The sequence below is a fragment of the Sinomonas terricola genome, assembly GCF_034931225.1.
Classification (GTDB): domain Bacteria; phylum Actinomycetota; class Actinomycetes; order Actinomycetales; family Micrococcaceae; genus Sinomonas; species Sinomonas terricola.
On record NZ_JAYGGQ010000017.1, the window covers coordinates 37,451 to 54,201 of the forward strand.

Annotated in this window: 14 protein-coding genes; 4 read left to right on the forward strand and 10 right to left on the reverse strand. The window is 67.6% G+C overall.

From position 1 onward, the window contains the following. The first annotated feature begins 58 nt into the window (after positions 1–58). Positions 59–1,246 carry a Gfo/Idh/MocA family protein gene (locus tag SPF06_RS18720; RefSeq protein ID WP_323280660.1) on the forward strand — a complete coding sequence of 396 codons (1,188 nt, stop codon included), beginning with the start codon at positions 59–61 and terminating at the stop codon, positions 1,244–1,246. Continuing rightward, the gene (locus SPF06_RS18725; protein WP_323280661.1) at positions 1,243–2,256 is read left to right on the forward strand and encodes a sugar phosphate isomerase/epimerase family protein; all 1,014 of its coding nucleotides are present in this window, start codon (positions 1,243–1,245) and stop codon (positions 2,254–2,256) included. Before SPF06_RS18720 ends, SPF06_RS18725 begins: the two co-directional genes overlap by 4 nt. Before the next feature lie 420 nt (positions 2,257–2,676). On the opposite strand, the gene SPF06_RS18730 is transcribed toward SPF06_RS18725, so the two are convergent. From SPF06_RS18730 to SPF06_RS18755, 7 genes are all read right to left on the reverse strand, one after another. Further along, complete coding sequence (locus SPF06_RS18730; protein ID WP_323280662.1) at positions 2,677–3,903, reverse strand: LacI family DNA-binding transcriptional regulator; 1,227 nt, start codon at positions 3,901–3,903, stop codon at positions 2,677–2,679. Between the two features lie 57 nt (positions 3,904–3,960). Continuing rightward, positions 3,961–4,992 (reverse strand): Gfo/Idh/MocA family oxidoreductase, encoded by a 1,032-nt coding sequence (locus SPF06_RS18735; protein ID WP_323280663.1) that lies wholly within the window; start codon positions 4,990–4,992, stop codon positions 3,961–3,963. A gap of 336 nt (positions 4,993–5,328) precedes the next feature. Further along, a complete protein-coding gene (locus SPF06_RS22175) occupies positions 5,329–5,733 on the reverse strand; it encodes an ArsR/SmtB family transcription factor (protein WP_428985800.1) in 405 nt (134 codons plus the stop codon). A gap of 12 nt (positions 5,734–5,745) precedes the next feature. Further along, the gene (locus tag SPF06_RS18740; protein ID WP_323280664.1) at positions 5,746–6,558 is read right to left on the reverse strand and encodes an ATP-binding cassette domain-containing protein; all 813 of its coding nucleotides are present in this window, start codon (positions 6,556–6,558) and stop codon (positions 5,746–5,748) included. Beyond that, positions 6,555–7,652: an ABC transporter permease gene (locus SPF06_RS18745; protein ID WP_323280665.1), complete on the reverse strand. Its 1,098-nt coding sequence runs from the start codon at positions 7,650–7,652 to the stop codon at positions 6,555–6,557. Before SPF06_RS18745 ends, SPF06_RS18740 begins: the two co-directional genes overlap by 4 nt. A 95-nt stretch (positions 7,653–7,747) precedes the next feature. Next, entirely contained in the window at positions 7,748–8,782 is a 1,035-nt protein-coding gene (locus tag SPF06_RS18750; RefSeq protein ID WP_323280666.1) for a substrate-binding domain-containing protein, read from the reverse strand. Positions 8,783–8,896: 114 nt separating this feature from the next. After that, positions 8,897–9,802 (reverse strand): alpha/beta fold hydrolase, encoded by a 906-nt coding sequence (locus SPF06_RS18755; RefSeq protein WP_323280667.1) that lies wholly within the window; start codon positions 9,800–9,802, stop codon positions 8,897–8,899. 135 nt (positions 9,803–9,937) lie between these two features. On the opposite strand from SPF06_RS18755, the gene SPF06_RS18760 reads away from it, so the two are divergent. Further along, a complete protein-coding gene (locus SPF06_RS18760; RefSeq protein ID WP_323280668.1) occupies positions 9,938–10,942 on the forward strand; it encodes a LacI family DNA-binding transcriptional regulator in 1,005 nt (334 codons plus the stop codon). Between the two features lie 421 nt (positions 10,943–11,363). Here the strand turns inward: SPF06_RS18760 and SPF06_RS18765 are convergent, their stop codons facing one another. After that, entirely contained in the window at positions 11,364–11,441 is a 78-nt protein-coding gene (locus tag SPF06_RS18765) for a helix-turn-helix domain-containing protein (RefSeq protein WP_323280724.1), read from the reverse strand. Between the two features lie 151 nt (positions 11,442–11,592). Between SPF06_RS18765 and SPF06_RS18770 the strand changes: the two genes are divergently transcribed. Next, a complete protein-coding gene (locus tag SPF06_RS18770) occupies positions 11,593–12,207 on the forward strand; it encodes an aldose epimerase family protein (protein WP_323280669.1) in 615 nt (204 codons plus the stop codon). Positions 12,208–12,375: 168 nt separating this feature from the next. On the opposite strand, the gene SPF06_RS18775 is transcribed toward SPF06_RS18770, so the two are convergent. Continuing rightward, positions 12,376–14,553: an RICIN domain-containing protein gene (locus tag SPF06_RS18775; RefSeq protein ID WP_323280670.1), complete on the reverse strand. Its 2,178-nt coding sequence runs from the start codon at positions 14,551–14,553 to the stop codon at positions 12,376–12,378. Between the two features lie 198 nt (positions 14,554–14,751). After that, on the reverse strand, positions 14,752–16,713 hold the full coding sequence (locus SPF06_RS18780) for a glycoside hydrolase family 127 protein (RefSeq protein WP_323280671.1): 1,962 nt from the start codon (positions 16,711–16,713) through the stop codon (positions 14,752–14,754). Between the last annotated feature and the right edge of the window lie 38 nt (positions 16,714–16,751).

The window sequence follows — 16,751 nt, forward strand, 5'->3', positions numbered from 1 at the left end:
AGCGCTCCAAGAGCTTCCGCACAAGACTTCCACCCCTTCCCGCCTCAAAGGAGAGATCATGCCCGAGTCCCTCGGCGTCGCCGTCATCGGCGCCGGCATGGCCGGCAAGGCCCACGCCGCTGCCTACCGCGCCGCGAGCACCCTGTACCGCCCCACGCTTCCGGAGATCCGCCTCGTCTCGATCGGCGACGTCAACGCCGAGTTCGGCCAGGCCGCGGCCCGCCGCTTCGGCTACGAGCGCCACGACGCCTCGTGGCAGGCCATCGCGGAGGCGGACGACATCGACGTCGTCAGCGTCGTGATCGCGAACTCCCTGCACCGCGAGGTCGTCGAGGGCCTCCTCGCCGCGGGCAAGCACGTGCTGTGCGAGAAGCCCCTCTCCGACTCGCTCAAGGACGCCCGGGCCATGGCAGATGCCGCGCGCTCCGCCGAGGCCCGCGGCACACTGGGCCGCATCGGCTTCACCTTCCGCCGAACGCCCGGCATCGCCGCGATCCGCGAGCTCATCCAGAACGGCACCTTGGGGCGGCCCCTGCACTTCTCCGGAAGGTACTGGACGGACTACGGCTGCAGCCCCGACGCCCCCATGAGCTGGCGCTACAAGGGCGCCCTGGGCTCGGGCGCACTGGCCGACGTCGGAAGCCACCTCGCCTACGTGGGCGAGTTCCTCTGCGGGGAAATCCAGGCGGTCTCCGGCGGCCAGCTCTCCACCGCCATCACGAAGCGCCCGCTCCCGCTCGGGGCCGTCATGGGCCACGACCACACGGCCGTAAGCGACACGTTCGAACCCGTCGAGAACGACGACGTTGCCTCCTTCTCCGCCGAGTTCGCCCAGTGCATCGGGTCGCTTTCCGTCTCCCGGGTTGCGGCCGGCCACGCCAACTCGCTCATGTTCGAGGTGTTCTGCGAGAAGGGCGCTGCGCTCTTCGACCAGCGCCGCCCGTCGGAGATCGGCCTGTTCCTCTCCGACGGTCCGGCCTCGGAGAACGGCTACCGCCAAGTGATCCTCGGCCCCGACCACCCGTACATCGCCGGCGGCCTCGCGATGGATGCGCCGAGCGTCGGCTTCGGCCAGAACGACGCGTTCGGTTATCAGGCCCGGGCGTTCCTCGAAGAGGTCGCCGGCCTGCCGGAGTCCGAGTCGCTCCCGCGGTGCGCGACGTTCGACGAGGGCGTGCGCAACATGGAGGTCCTCGACGCGGTGGCCGAGTCCGCGCAGAATAACGGGAAGCGGGTGGCGCTGTGAAGCTCGGGGTCTACAACGCGATCCTGCACGACCGCCCGCTTCCGGAGGCGCTCAAGGTCATCGCGGGGCTGGGCCTGAGCGGGATCGAGATCAACACCGGCGGGTTCCTCCCGGCCGTGCACGTTCCGACCTTCGAGGACATCCTCGTCTCCGACGCGGCCCGGGACGATTACCTCGGCCTCTTCGAGGGGACCGGGGTCTCGATCGCGGGCCTGAACTGCAACGGCAACCCGCTGCACCCCAAGCCCGAGATCGGCGGCAAGCACGCCGAGGACGTCCGCCGCTCCATCCGCCTCGCGGAGCGCCTCGGCCAGAACCGGGTCGTGACCATGTCCGGCCTGCCCGGGGGCGAGCCCGGGGCGAGCGTGACCAACTGGATCGTCAACGCCTGGAACTCCGCTGCCCTGGACGTGCTGGACTACCAGTGGGACATCGCCGCGAAATTCTGGCGCGAGACCGACCGCCTGGCCGCCGACCACGGGGTCAAGATCGCGCTCGAGTTGCACCCGCAGAACCTCGTATTCAACACCGCCGACGTCTACAAGCTCGTCGAGCTCACCGGCGCCACGCACGTGGGTGTCGAGCTGGACGCCTCGCACCTATTCTGGCAGCAGATGGACCCCGTCGCCGTCGTCCGCGAGCTCGGCCCGCTCGTGTTCCACGCCGCCGCGAAGGACGTCCGCGTCAACACCGAGAACGCCAGGCTCTACGGCGTCCTCGACAACCGCTTCCGCCGGCTCTCCCCGGACGAGCCGCGCACGAACCTCGGAGGCGACGAGTGGGCCAACGAATGGCCCAAAGACTCCGCCTGGGACTTCGTGGCCCTCGGCCGAGGGCACGACACCGCCTACTGGGCCGAATTCCTCCGCGCCCTGTACGAGGTGGACCCGGACATGATGGTCAACATCGAGCACGAGGACACCTCCCTCGGCCGGATCGAAGGCCTCGAGGTCGCCGCGAAGGTCCTGCTCGACGCAGCGAAGTCCGTCGGAGTGCTGGCCGGGGCCTAGCGGCTATTTTCGGCGCCGCCCGCCGGTTGCCCGTCACCTCGCTTGCGCTGTCACTCTTGCAAGGGTCCCCCGCAAGAGTGACGGCGCAAGCGACCCCGGCCTCGACGCCCCGAGACTGGCACCGCAGCGTCCGGACCGAAAGGCAGAGTAGTGCTCTAGCGCTTCGACTTGAGGGCGTCGCCCTCTCCCATCCCCAACCGATCGGAGGGGGCCCGATTCGGCGCGGGCTGGACCATCGCGTCCTACGCCCAGCCTCGCGCACTGCATCCCGGCGCGAGCCAGGCGCCTTCGCCGCCGCTGCAGCGGAGCGAGGACAGCTCACGGCCGCCGACGGCGCGAGGCACTTTGGCGCCGCCCAAGGCAGCATCGTCGGCCATCGGGGTCAACTCGAGTCGAACTTGAGAGCGCAACGGCGTGCCGCTAGGGGATGGCCACGAATGGCTGGGCCGTGCTGGATCGGATCACGAGCGTCGGCTCAAGGACGACTTCGCGTTCTTCGATCTCGACCCCGTCGCATCGCGCGACGATGCGCTCGATCGCGGCCCGGGCCATCTCGTGGGGACGCTGGGCCACGCTGGTTAGGTCGAAGTCCGGATTCTGCGCCAGATGGCTGTCGTCCCATCCGATCACCGAAATCCTGCCGGGAACATCGATCCCTTCCTGAGCGAAGAGGCTCACCGCCGCCGCAGCCGTATCGTCATTGAAGGCGACCACCGCCGTGGGCAGGTGGGCCGAGGCAAGCAGCTTGCCTGCCGCTCGGAGCCCGGCCAAGGAGTCCTCCCCCCCGGAGACGATGAGGACATCGTCTCCGAGCCCGTGCTCTCCCATGGCCTCGACATAGGCCTCCCGTCGCGCCACAGCGACCAGACCGCTGCCACCGTCCAGATGGGCGATCCTCCGGTGGCCAAGCTGAACCAGATGATCTACCGCCAAGGACATGCCGTGCTCGTCGGACGTCCGGACGACATCGACGGAGTCGTCCTTGACGCTCCACCCCATCACGGCGACGGGAATGCTCCCCGCCATCCCCGGCTCCGCCACGGGCGGACCGAGCATCACGAGTCCATCGAATCTGAAGTCGGCAAGGGATTCCAATGCCTGCTGTTCACCCCTCTCGGGGGTGACGGCACTGAGGATCAGGTCGTATCCATGGTCGGCCGCCGCAGCATAGAGACCCTCGAGCAGGTCGAAATGGAAGCGACCGCCTCCACCGAACGTCACCCCGATCAGACGAGACGTCGGGCTGGCCAAGGACCTTGCCCGACGGTCCGGCCGATAGCCGAGCGCACGCGCCGCGGCCAGCACCCTCGAACGGGTCATGGATGTGGGGCCCGGCTCTTCCCTGATCACCAAGGACGCCATCGCACGCGACACACCGGCCCGTCTGGCAACGTCCTCCAAAGTCACACGACGGCCAGGGGCCCGATCCCGATCGTGGAGCATCAGCGCGTCATCTCGAATGCGTTTCCCATCACCGGCCGCGACCGGAGGCCTTCTGGATCCTGTTGACATACTAGACGCCGATCCGACCCCGTCGACGTCTCCCGGACAACGCTCACGCACCTCCGGCGGCTCGAATCCAAAGACAGGCCGCAGACACAAACAAGCCTGCCTCGGATTCGGCAGACTCGTCGAGTAGTGACGCATGGGCGTCTCCCCCGGTCCGGGGGAATGCACGGCCGCGCTCACTTCACTGGCCGAGCGTTAGCACAGGCGCACGGTGCGTCGTTCCGCGGCGCTGGTGCGCGCCGCGTCTAGTACCCGGAGCGTCTCGACGGCCTGGCGGGCCGGAACTGGAAGGGGTGAGCCGCATTCGATGGCCGCTCCGAGCTTGTCGTAGTAGTCGGTGTAATCGCCCTGCAAAGATGGCACCCTCTTCGAGCCTGCCGCGGTGCGGAGGGTTCCCCATCGCTCGGGGCTCTCATAGCCCCAGCGGGCTCGATCGTCTGCAGGGCGGGTGCCCGCGAGGATGGCCTGCGTCTGGACGTCGGCGTAGCTGGACTCATAGCTTCCGAGACTCCCCAGGACCCGCAGCTCCTTCGAGACGAGGCGGTTGAGCTTACTGGCTGACAGGTGGGAATGGACGCCACCCTCGTGCTCGATGGCGAGGGCGAAGCCTGCATCGGTGGGTCCTTCAGGGAGGGCGACCCAGTCGAGTTGCGCGCTGACTTGCGAGGCGGGGCCCAACAGATGCAGGGCCTGGTCGACGAGGTGGCTTCCCAGATCGCGAAGCAGTCCGCCTGCGGGGCCGGTCTCGAGGCTTTCGGGGTCGTCCAGGTCGAAGCGGGCGTCGTACCGCCAGACCTGACCGGTTTCGGCGCGGTCGAGGACACCGCGGAGGGTGACGAAGTCCGTGTCCCATCGTCGGTTGTGGTATACGCCGAGCAGCACTCCGGCCGATTCGGCCGCGTCGATCAGTTCCTGACCGGATTTGGCGGTGGGGGCGAAGGGCTTGTCTGCGACGACGTGCACGCCGCACCCTATCGCTTCTAGGACCAGGTTCCGCCGCGTCGCAGGCGGGGTGGAGATGACCACGGCGTCGACGCCGTAGTCGATCAGATCATCGAGGGTATCGAACACGCGAGCCTCGGGGGCGTCCCTGTTCGCCTCCGACCTGCGGTCTGGCGAGCGGGTGACGATGCCGACGAGTTCACAGGCAGACGACGCCCGGATGAACGGAGTATGGAAGTAGCGGCCGCCGGGGCCGTAGCCGACGAGTCCGACGCGAGCTGTCACTGGGGTTCTCCTCGAACTCGGCCCACGGTCGGGCGTTCAGCTGATGAAGCGGGGGCGTGGGTCTGAACACGGGCTGCGGGCGATTCCGGCGTTGCTTGGCAGGTGCCGAGAAGGTCGCGGCCGGCATGCGATGGTCAGGACCAGATGGTGATGTCGTCGTAGTCGCGGTGGATGAAGAGTCGGGGGTCTGCTCCGTCTGCCGCGATCCAGAAGCCGGAGCCATCGGGCATGACAGATTCGACTTTCCCTCGCCGGATTGGGATTCCCCAGCGGCGTATTTCAACTGACTGTCCACTGCCGGGCATCCAGGCGCCCCTGAGGATGTCGGGGGTGCGATCAGCGAACATCGGGGTTATGCCATTCACCTTGGGAGGGGGAGCCGTCGCGGCAGCAGGATCGATAGCAGACCGCGAGCGTGGTGCGTTCCTCGCTGAGTGAGCTCGTGTCGAAATCGGCTTGGACCGAGTGGATTCGATTGCGCCCTGAGGCGGTCGAACTCACGAGGCCCAGAGCGTGGAGGGCGGCGAGGTGGTTCGAGGCGGTCGCCGGGGAAATCTGCAGGATTTCTGCGATGGCGCATGTCGTCCGTGGCCCGTCCAGGAGGACCCGCAGGACGCGGGTCCTCCCGGGGGTGGAGGCTACCCTCTGGAGCGCACGTCTGGGCGTCATGGATGTTGACTCGTCTGATTCCCACTGGTCGGCTCGCTTTGGGGGAGATCCGTTCGGGTGCTGTGTGGCCATCCGGCGGGACTCTCAGGCGAGCGGGCCCGGTGCGTCGCCGATCTCGGCGAGGGGCCTGCCGGTGCGGAATCGCCTGACTCCCTCGACGCCTTCGACCACAGCTGCCGTGAGCTCTGCGACGCTGGTGTCCTCCCGTCTGATGTCGAGGATCTTGCGGCCGTGGTTCATCACAACGTGCCGGTCGCAGACCTGGTAGGCGTGGTGGAGGTTGTGGGTGACCAGGACGGAGCTGACGCCTTCGGCCTTGAGCTGGACGAGATAGTTCAGCAGGGCCTCCGTCGCGCGCACGGCCAGGGCGCTGGTGGGTTCGTCGAGGATCAGGAGGGAGCGCTTGAAGTGGACCGCCCGGGCGATGGCCACGGCCTGTGCCTGCCCTCCGGAGAGGGAGGAGACCAGCTGCTTGGCGCTCTTGATGCCCTCGATGCTCACGACGCTGTCGAGGATCTCGGTGGTGATGCGGTCCATTTCGCGGATCTTCATGAAGCCGAGCCTGTTGGTGATCTCCCGGCCCGCGAAGATATTCCGGGTGATGGACATGGAGGGGACGAGTGCGGAGTCCTGGAAGATCGTCTCCACGCCCCGTCGCTCGGTCTCCGGACGGGTGACGTGCTTGATCTCCTCGCCCTCCCACAGGTACCGGCCGCTGGTCATGGGCACGACGCCGGACATGATCTTCACCAGGGTGGATTTGCCGGCTCCGTTGTCCCCGAGCAGGCCGACGACCTCGCCGCGGCCGACGGTGAAGGAAACGTCGTTCAGGACCGTGTTGGGGCCGTACTCCTTGGTGACGCCGTCGAGTCTGATCAGCTCGCTGTCGGTGGTCATGTTGCTTTGCCTTCCATGAGCTTGTTGAACACCGCGGCGACGACGATGCAGACGCCGACGAAGAGCTGAACGTAGAAGCCGGGTGCGTTGCCGAGGATCAGGACGTTCTGGATGGTCTGGATCAGGGCAGCGCCGACGATCATCCCGATGATGGTTCCGCGTCCGCCGGTGAGGGAGCACCCGCCGACAACGGCAGCCGCGACGGCCAGGAGCGTGTAGTCCTCGGTGGTGGCAGGCTGCATGGTCGAGGTCCTCACGGCGATGAGGACGCCGGCGATGCTCGTGGTGATGCCGAGGATGGCGAAGGCCTGGAGCTTGACCCGGTTGGGCTTGATGGAGACGGCCGCGGCCGCCGCCCGGTTGCCTCCGACCGCGTAGATCTTGTTCCCGAGCCGGTGGCGGTGCAGCAGCGCCCAGGCCACGGTGCCGATGCCCAGGAGCCACAGCAGCTGGGAGTGGAAGTACCCGAAGTCGCCGGCAAAGACCATCTTCATGGTTTCGTCCTTGACCCCTGGCAGGAAGATCGCCGGGGTCACGCCATTGACGTAGATGCTCGCCCCAGTCCAGAAGAAGGACAGGCCGAGGGTGGCGATGAACGACGGTATCCGGGTGATGACCACGACGAGGCCGTTGATGAGCGCGATGCCGACCCCGCACACGATGGTGGCGGCCAGTGCCAGGGGCCAGGGCACGTTGTTGGACATCCGGATGAAAACGATCGCCGTGAAGCCGATGGCAGCCCCGATCGAGAGGTCGAATTCGCCAGCGACCATGAGCACCCCGGCTCCGATGGCCAGGATCCCCAGGACCGGGATGCTCTGGGTCAGGACACCGGAGAGGTTGCTCTGGCTCAGGAACGGGAAGGCCGGGTTGAGGATGGAGAAGACTATGGCCGCGGCGAGGATCACGAGGTAGATGCCCGTAATCTCGAGCGCACCTCGGCCGCGAAGATAGTAGATGTCGTCCTTGAGCCGTCCCCAACGGGTGGTCGGCTGGTTGTCGGCGAGGCGACGACGTGTGGCCTGCTCCTCCAGTGGGAGGGCGAGTCTCGGCTCACGGTCGCTGGGCGCCTGTTGTGTTGCGTGGGGCGTCATTGCAGTTCACGTCTCTCTGTGTTTCGCGTGCTCACGTCGGCGCGAGCGGATCGAGGCCCCCCGAGGCCGGGTGACCGGCCCCGGGTTCCCCGTCTCTACCAGCGGACGCCCTGAAGTTCCTTGGCCTCAAGGTTTGCGACATTGGACTTGTCGATCAGGGCATTGCCGCCGGAGTTGATGTCGGAGGCTGAAAGCCCGAAGTCGAGGTTCAGTGCAGCTTGTGTCACCGATTGGAAGCCCTCGATGTAGGGCTGCTGGTCGGCTGTGGCGATGATCCGACCGGACTTGATGCCGTCGATGACCTGTGGGGAGGTGTCGAAGCCGATGATCGGGGCCTTGACCCCGACGGCGTCCTCGGCGGCCACGGAGTTGCGGTTGGGCGTACCGCCCAAAGGCACGATGGCCTTGACGTCTCGGTTGGCGCCCAGCCAGGTGTTCATCGCGTTGAGGGCCTGCTCGTCGGCCCCGGTGGTCTCGAGCGGGATGCACTGCACTCCGACGGACTTGAGTGCTTCGTTGACGCCCGCGCCTCTCTGCACGGCATAGGAGGCAGTGGGCATTTCGGCAGGGCAGAGCACCTTGTCGCCGGGCTTGAGGCTGACGGACTGGAGCAGTTTCTCGCCGATGATCTTCCCGACGACGGTGAAGTCCTGGCCGACGAATGCCGATACGCACTTCGCTGTGTCCCCGGTGGCCGGGATGCCATAGGCATAGACCTTGATTCCGGCGTCGTGGGCCTTGCAGACGACGTCGTTCCACGACGGGTCCTGGAACATGACGAACATCGCGTCGGGCTTGTTCGCGATCGCGGTCTGAATCAGCTGCACGTAGTTGGCCACCTGGCCGCCGGCGTTCTGCTCATTCAGGTGCACGTTGGCGAGCTTGGCCGCGTCCTCGGCTCCTTTGGAGATCTGGGCGAATGTGGGCTCGGTGGCCGGGTCGTAGTACAGGAAGAAGTCCATGGTCCGGTTCTGGCCCCGGCTGCCGAAACCATCGGCCAGCCCGCCCGAGGACGAAGAGGACGACGAGCCTGCTGAACAGCCGGCGGCTGCAAGGGCCAAGGACGCCGTCGCGGCCAGAATGGCGAGTCGACGGCGACCGGATCCCGGCCTGCGCGTGGATGCTGACATGTTTTTCTCCTAGATGGGGGCGCTGTCCGACCTTCGGGACAGCGGCGTTGTCGTTCGGGAATTCGGCAGACCCTGGGGTCCTTGGTGCTGCAGTGCGCCCGGGCGGGCAGGCCGCTAGGTGAACCGCCGGGGCGCGCTTCCGTCCTCCCATCCGCCGCCGACGCGGACTGGCTGATCGGTCGGGGCGGCCGCGTTCTGGTCGATACCGCGCTGGGCCGTGCGGGCGATGACGTGCACGAAGTCGCCCCAGAGGCCGGGCTTCACCTGGTGCCCCATCCCGGAGTAGACGTGCAGCTCGGCGTCCGGGATGGCCAGAGCCGAGGCGATCCCCCCGCGGAAGCTGATCAGCCGATCGTTCCGTCCGTGGATCACGGCGGTCGGGACCTTGACGCCCTGCAGCATCCCGGTCAGGTCGCGGCAGGTGCGCAGCGCGCGCGCCTGCCGCTCGAATCCCTCCGGGCAATAGCTCCTGTCGTAGATGGCGGCCGCGAACTCAGCCACCCATTCCTCGTCGAAGCCGTCCAGGCCGGAGATCCGCTCGCTGTCGATCCACCGCCTGATCGCGGACTCCCGATCCGGTGCCGGCCCCTGGTCCAGGACCGCCATCGCCTCTTCGTCGTCTTCGATCAGGTACGCGGGGCTCGGAGCCGAGTAGATCACGCACAGGCTCCTGACCCGCTGCGGATGCGAGGCCGCGAGGATCTGCGCGATCATCCCTCCCATCGACTGCCCTGCCACGTGCGCCGAGGGAAGACCGAGCGCATCGAGCAGGCCGACCACGTCTCGGGCCATGTCCTCGAGGGTGTAGTGAGGCGCGTGGTCCATCTTCGACGAGAGGCCGATGTCGCGGTTGTCCACCCTGATCACCCTGAAGCCCTGCTCCTCGAGCGCCCGGCAGAATCCGGGGTACCAGGCGACGAGCTGGGCACCCAGCCCATGGATCAGGACGAGGGGCTCGCCCGCCGGCGGTCCGCTGGCCTCGTAGCACAGTCGGACCTCGCCCACATCGGCATACGGCAATGGAAGCCTCCTTGATTCTCTGCCACGCGGAGCGCCTCAGCCGATCTCTCGCGGATCCTTTGTTGAAGCGCTCTAACGAGATATAGTTTGAAGCGCTCCAACAAGAGTGTCAAGGGTCCACCTTCGGAGGTTTGCGTGAGCGTGACGCTGGACGATGTCGCCGGACGGGCGGGCGTCTCGAGGGCCTTGGTCAGCTTGGCCCTCAATGGGTCCACCAGGGTCTCGGAGCGCAGCCGCGAGAAGATCTTGGCGGCGGTTGCCGAGCTGGGCTACCGGCCGAACCTCAACGCGCGCCGTCTGGCCAGCAGGCGGACCGGGACGATCGGCGTGCTCCTGACTGACCTGCACAACCCGATCTTCGCCGATGTCCTCGACGGCCTCGACGAAGGCCTGGGCCCCCTCCGGGACCAGATCCTCCTGGCCTCAGGATTCAACCAACCCAGCCGCGAGCGGACTGCGATCGAGTCCTTCCTCGCCCTCCAGGCCGACGCCATCATCCTGCTCGGCTGCCAGCTCCCGGTCACCGAGATCGAGGAACTCGCGAACACCATCCCCACTGTCGTCGTCGGCCGCAAGACCCGAGTCGCCGACTCGCTCATCATCGACGACACGATGGGCGTCCGGCTCGTCATGGAGCACCTCACCGGCCTCGGCCACACACGTATCGCACACGTCGACGGCGGCCGAGGGGCACGCGCCGTCGCACGACGGCAGGCCTACACCGAGTTCATGAAGGACCTCGGCCTCGAACGCAACGTGGAGATCTACCACGGCGACTACACCGAGAAGGGAGGCGAGGCCGGATTCGACCAGATGTGGGCGCAGTCAAAGCCGACTGCCGTGTTCGCGGCCAACGACCTCTCCGCAATCGGAGTCCTCGGCCGGGCCCGGAACCAGAGGGTCGAGATCCCCGCCGAGCTGTCCGTCGCAGGATTCGACAACACAAGCCTCGCCCAGTCCTCAGGAATCTCCCTCACAACGGTAGGCCGACCTGGCATCGACATGGGCCACGCGGCCGCCGAGCTCCTCACCGAACGACTCGAGGACCGCTCGAAGAAGGCCAGTCACGTCCTGATGGAGCCTGCGCTATTCGTTCGGAGCACCACAGCCCAGGCATCGACCGCATCTGTCCAAGGCTGAGGCAGAGGCATTCGTCGAAGCGCGTTCCCTCGCTGTGGTCCATGGGCACGACTCGCTCGGGTCAGCTCGTTCCGTTGCGACGACCTGAGGCCCGGCCGAGCATCACGAGTCCGTCGAATCTGAAGTCGGCAAGGGATTCCAGCGCCTGCTGTTCACCCCTGTCCGGGGTAACGGCACTGAGAATCAGGTCGTACCCGTGATCGGCCACGGCAGCATAGAGACTCTCGAGCAGGTCGAAATGGAAGCGACCGCCTCCACCGAACGTCGCACCGATCGTAATGGGCAGCCGAATCCGTGACGTGCGCGTGTTAGTCGGCCATTCATCGGATGCATCTGCACTGTTGGGCGCCGGTGTGACGGGCGTCCTCGCCTCTCCGAGTCGCCAGTCTGCGGTGCGGTCTCGATGCTGCTGCGGGTCGGTTCAGGGCCCCGGCTGCTTCGAGAGGTAGCGGTAGATCGTGGGCCGGGTGACACCGAACTCGGAGGCGATCTGCGCCACGGTATGGGCGCGCTTCCCGTCCGCCCCCGGTCCCCTCGTACATCTGGCGGGCCAGGCGCACCTTCCGGGGTCCGAGCTCGGGCTTCTGCCCTCCTGTGCGGCCCCGTGCCCTGGCCGCGTTCAGGCCGTCCCGGGTCCAGATGAGCATTCGGTGACCCTTGCGTTCGAGCTCGCGCCGAGCGAGGGCTGCCCCTTTGGGCTGAGGCTAGAGGCCGCCTACACGGTCGACGGCGGGGGCTCGCCGCGGGAGGGCGGGCTCGCGTGGACCGTGCGCGCCACGAACACGGGCGACGCCGCCTCCCCCTACGGCGTCTGCCCCCACCCGTACCTGGTCGCCGGAGCTTCGCCGCTCGATGCCTTGGAGCTCGAGATCCCGGCCGAGCGGTTCCTCGAGGTCACCCCTGATCGCCTCCCGCCGGTGGAACAGCGCCGCGTCGAGGGGCACGATTTCGACTTCTGGACGCCGCGGGCCATCGGGGCCACGGAGATCGACCACGCGTTCACCGGGATCGGCTTCGATGCCGACGGTGAGGCTGGTGTCGCGCTGAGAGACCGCGAGCACGGCACCGGGGTTGCGATGGTGTGGGACCGGAGCTGCCCGTGGCTTCAGATCCACACCGGGGACAAGCAGCCGCCCGCACCTAACCGGCTGGGCCTGGCCGTGGAGCCCATGACCTGCTCGCCCGACGCCTTCAACAGCGGAAGCGACCTGGTGACCCTCCCCCCGGAGAGGAGCACACCGCCCGATGGCGCGTCAGTGCCCTAGACGACAGCCCGCAGTGAAAATGCCCAACGCCTCACCCAGTATCTCTTGGGGCCGGCAGGCACGGAGGGGCCGCATGCATGGCGTGCTGGCCCCTCCCGGCGCTTGTCGGGCCTCCTGCCCCGAACTCAAGTCAGGTCGGGTTATGGATCGGCTAAGGCGGGTTGCCTTTCAGTTCTGCGGGTTCAGTCGCCAGCGGTGGTCCGGTGTGCCGTTGTCGCCCCACTGCAGGGCCTGGGCACCGGCAGATGTGCTCTTGTTGGTGATGCCCAGGACCAGGCCGCTGTTGGCATTGGCGATGAGGAAGGAGCCGTCGCCGCCCGGTTCGACCTGCCAGAGGTGGTCGCTGGTGCCGTTGTCGCTCCAGATCAGGGCGCTGGCGCCTTGGCTGGTGCTAGCGTTCTGGATCCCGAGGAGGAGGCCGCTGGCGACGTTCTTGATCTTGTACTCGCCGTTGCCGGCGTCGATGAACTGCCAGGTCTGGCTCGCGCCTCCGGGGGCGTCCTGATCGACCAGGGTGCCGGCAGCGGTTCCGTTTGCCGCGGTGGCGAGGTTGAGTCCGCTGTTGACGTTGCTGATGGTGTAGGTCTGCGTGGTGGTGACGCGGGGTGCGGCGACGAGGTTCCAGAGGTGGTCTTGGGTTCCGTTGTCGCCCCACTGGAGGGCGGTGGCCCCGGCTGCGGTGCTGGAGTTGGTGATACCGAGGACGAGGCCGCTGCCCTGGTTGACGAGCTTGTACGATCCGCCGGTGGCGGCGACGGCGGTCCAGTGCTGGGTCAGGTCCCCGGTGTCGGTGACCTGCTGGGCTGCGGCGCCCTGCGAGGTGGAGTTTCCGGCGGTGCCGAGGACGAGTCCGCTGTTCTCGTTGATGATCTTGTAGGCGCCGTTGCCGTCGGCGACTAAGTCCCACAGATGGTCGCGGGTGCCGTTGTCGCTCCACTGCAGGGCCTGGGTTCCGGATGCCGTCGACGTGTTGGCGATGCCGAGGTCGAGGGCGCTGTTGACGTTCTGGAGCTTGTAGGTGCCGTTCAGGCTGGTGCTTGCGGTTCCGGCCGGGGTGACGACGAGGTGGTAGCCGTTGGTGGGGTTCATCGCGTTGACGGGAACTGTGATTGATCCGTTGGTGATGGGGAAGTCGCCGACACTGATCGTGTAGGGGGCCGAGGTCGGGGTGGTGCGTCCGGCGGAGGCGACCTGCTCGAGGACAACGTGGGCGGATGTTCCGAAGGCCGCCAGGGCACCGAGCCCGTTCACGGTCACGGCCGAAGAGCCGCTCCCGCCGCCGAAGACGACGCTGACGGCGTTGTTGGCCGAGTTGACCGAGGCCGCGCCGTCGATTCCGGTCTGGGCCGGTGGGGTGGTCTGCACCATCTGGCCGGTCATGTCCCCGTACCACTTGTAGAGCCACCATGACGCGTTCGGGAGCCCGCCGGTGGAGACGAGGGTGTCCCCGAGGGTCCCGTACTGGTTCCAGAAGGCCAGCTCGGCGTTGTCGACACCGGCCCGCTCGAACTTGGCCACATATCCGACCAGGGCGCCAGGGACGCCGACCTCGGACGTGGTGCCGTACTCTTCGATTTCGATGGGGCGCGGGCTGATTCCGAGGCTCGCTTCCAGGGAGCGGTACGCGGAGACGTCAGCGGCGATGTTGGCATCGCCTTGGAGTTCGTGCCAGCTGATCACGTCAGGGACGGCGTTGTTCGCCTTCGCGTTCGAGAGGAAGGACTGCATGAACGAGGCGCCGTAGATCGATGTGCTGGGGCCGAGGATGGGTGTGGCGGTGTCGTGGGCACGCACCTCGTTGTAGGTCCGGACCCAGCCGTCGTTGAAGGGTCCGGCGTTGGTGCTGTCCCATGTCCAGTCGGGTTCGTTCCAGAGGGCATAGCCGCCGATGTTGGTGGCGCCGGAGCTCTTCACGGAGGCGATCTGCGTGTCGACTGCGCTGAGCCAGTCTGACCAGCTGACCCATTTGTAGGGGAAGTTCGGATACCAGTCCGGCATGCGGACGATGACCTTCGCCCCTACCGCCTGGGCTTCCGGGGCGACGACGAGGGCGTCCCCGGCCGGGGCGGGCTCGCCGTTGGGCAGCTGCTTGCCGCCGGGGGCCATCTGGACGAATGTTGTCTGGTGCAACGGTGCGACATACCGCTGGGCCGGGGTTCCGTTGGCCGAGAGCCCGTAGAGGGACCCGGCCATTCCATGGGTGACGGCGCGGAACGGCTGGTTCGCGTTCACCACCAGGGTCGAGGATGCTGGGGCTGCGAGTGCGGGGGGCACCGCGCTCAGCCCCAGTATTCCGAGGGACAGCGCTGAGGCAATGCCAGCGGCCAGCTTCGTTGATTGGCGCATCGATCATCTCTTCTCTTCTGGGGTCCTGTGCGCGTTCTCTGTCTAGCCCTCAGCACCTCGCCGCACAGCACGGGGTGCCGGACCTCTCGGTCGCCGACTCTTCGGCAGTCGCGCTGGGCGTCCACGTCTGCCTGCGCATCCACATCTGGGGCGGTTCCGGACGGTGATCGCGAGTGCGGCGTTGTCCCTGTTGGGGTCTCACGTCCCGCAGTGGGAGGCCGCGGCAGGCGCAGGTTCGGGTTGTCCGGCGCTGCCGGCGGGGATCCAGACCCGCATCTTGCCGGGGCCCCGGTTGGCCCACGTCGCGTAGGGCACGAGCCTGGCGGTGATCTCCTTGGCGCGGATCGGGCGGGTCTGGCCTCCATAGGGCCACGACTGGCTGTCCGGTTCGGCCTCGATGAGCAGGTGTGCGAGGGCGCCGTCGGGGGTGGTAGCCAGGGGGAGAGCGGGGTTGAGCCGGATGTACTCGAAGGGGACTCCCTCGGGGAGGTCGACCGATTCGAGGCAGAGCACCTGGGGGCCGCGTTCGACTGCGGCCGTCCCGCGGAGGGCGTCGATCCTCGGCGAGGGCCACGCAAGGCGGGCGTCCATGGGCAGGCGCAGTCGCAGGACGGCTCCGCGCGCGAAGTCGCGGCGGACTCTGAGGTAGTCGCCCTCGACGGCCAGGGATTCGCCGTCGAGGTCTGCGCCGGTTCGCCCGCGGGCCCATGCGGGGATGCGCACGCTGAGGGTGAATTCGGCGTCCTCCTCGATAGTGATCCGGATCTCGCCCTCGGCCGGGTAGGCCGTGCGCATGGCGAGGCGCACGGAGTGCCCGGCGCCGGTGGCCGTGGCGATGTCGATGTCGCCGAACTGGTGGAGCTGGATGCCGTGGGGGTCCGCTGTGGCGAAGTAGGAGTGGATGCCCGCCAGGGTCCGGGCGATGTTGGTCGGGCAGCAGGAGACTTCGAACCAGGGGGCTCGGGTGGAGGCCTCGGCCCGCTCGCTGAGTTCGTCTTGGGCGAGTTCGGCGCCGACGGCGCGCTGGTGCAGGGTGTTGGCGTAGTAGAAGGCCCTGCCGTCGATGCGCGGCGAGGCGAGGATGTTGTTGAACAGGGTGCGCTCGATCAGGTCGGCGTACTTTGCTTCCCCCGTCTCCAGCAGGAGGCGCCAGCTGAGCATGACGGAGGCGATGCCCGCGCAGGTCTCGGAGTAGGCGCGGTCTGGCGGGAGCTCGTAGTCCTCGCCGAACTCCTCGTTCTGGTGGTGGGACCCCATCCCTCCGGTGATGTGGGTCCGTCGGGAGACGGTGCGCTGCCATTGGCTCTCAACCGCGGAGAGCAGCTCGCGGTCGCCGGTGTCGGATGCGAGGTCGACGGCGCCTGCCGCGAGGTAGAGGGCGCGGACGGCATGGCCGCGGAGCACTTCGGCTTCGCGGACCGGGACGTCGTCCTGGAAGTACTCCGGGCCTTGGAACAGTGTCGTCTTGAGGGTGCGGCGGCCGCGGCGCTCGATGAACAGCCGCGCCATGTCGCGGTAGCGGTCCTCTCCGGTGGCCCGTGCGAATTCGGCCAGGGCTGGTTCGATCTCGGGGTGCCCGCAGATGGCGTCCCGGCCGTCGGGGCCGAACTCGCGGCAGACGTGGTCGGCGAGCCGTCGGGCGACCCCGACCAGGAGGTCGTCGTGACCGGTCCGGAGCCGCGCGACGGCGGCCTGGATGAGATGCCCCGCACAGTAGAGCTCATGGCCCCATTCGAGATCGGAGTACCGACCCCGCTGGCCCTGGTGTCCGAAGGCGGTGTGGAGGTAGCCGTCAGGATCCTGCGCAGCTGCGATCCTGCAGACGAGGTCGTTGTACCGTTGCTCGAGCTCGGGGTCCGGTCGGCGGCCCAGCTCCCAGGCCAGGGCCTCGAGGAGCTTGTACACCTCGGAGTCGACGAACTCGACGCCTTGGCGCGCCTGTCCGATGGTGCCGTCGACGACGCGGTCGAAGTTGGCGATCCAGCCGATGCGCTCCATCCAGTGGAGGCAGTGCGCGATGATCGCCTCCGCGTTCAATGCCTGCTTCTGTCCCCAGAAGCCCCCGGCGATGCGCACCTCGTCCGTGCCGAGCGGCCGGAGCAGGGACATCGGGGGGTGGACGGGTCCCCCGCGGGCGAGAGCCGTCTCAGTGCTGGTCATGGAATATGCCTTCCGACGAGGGTGGGATTGCTGCGCGG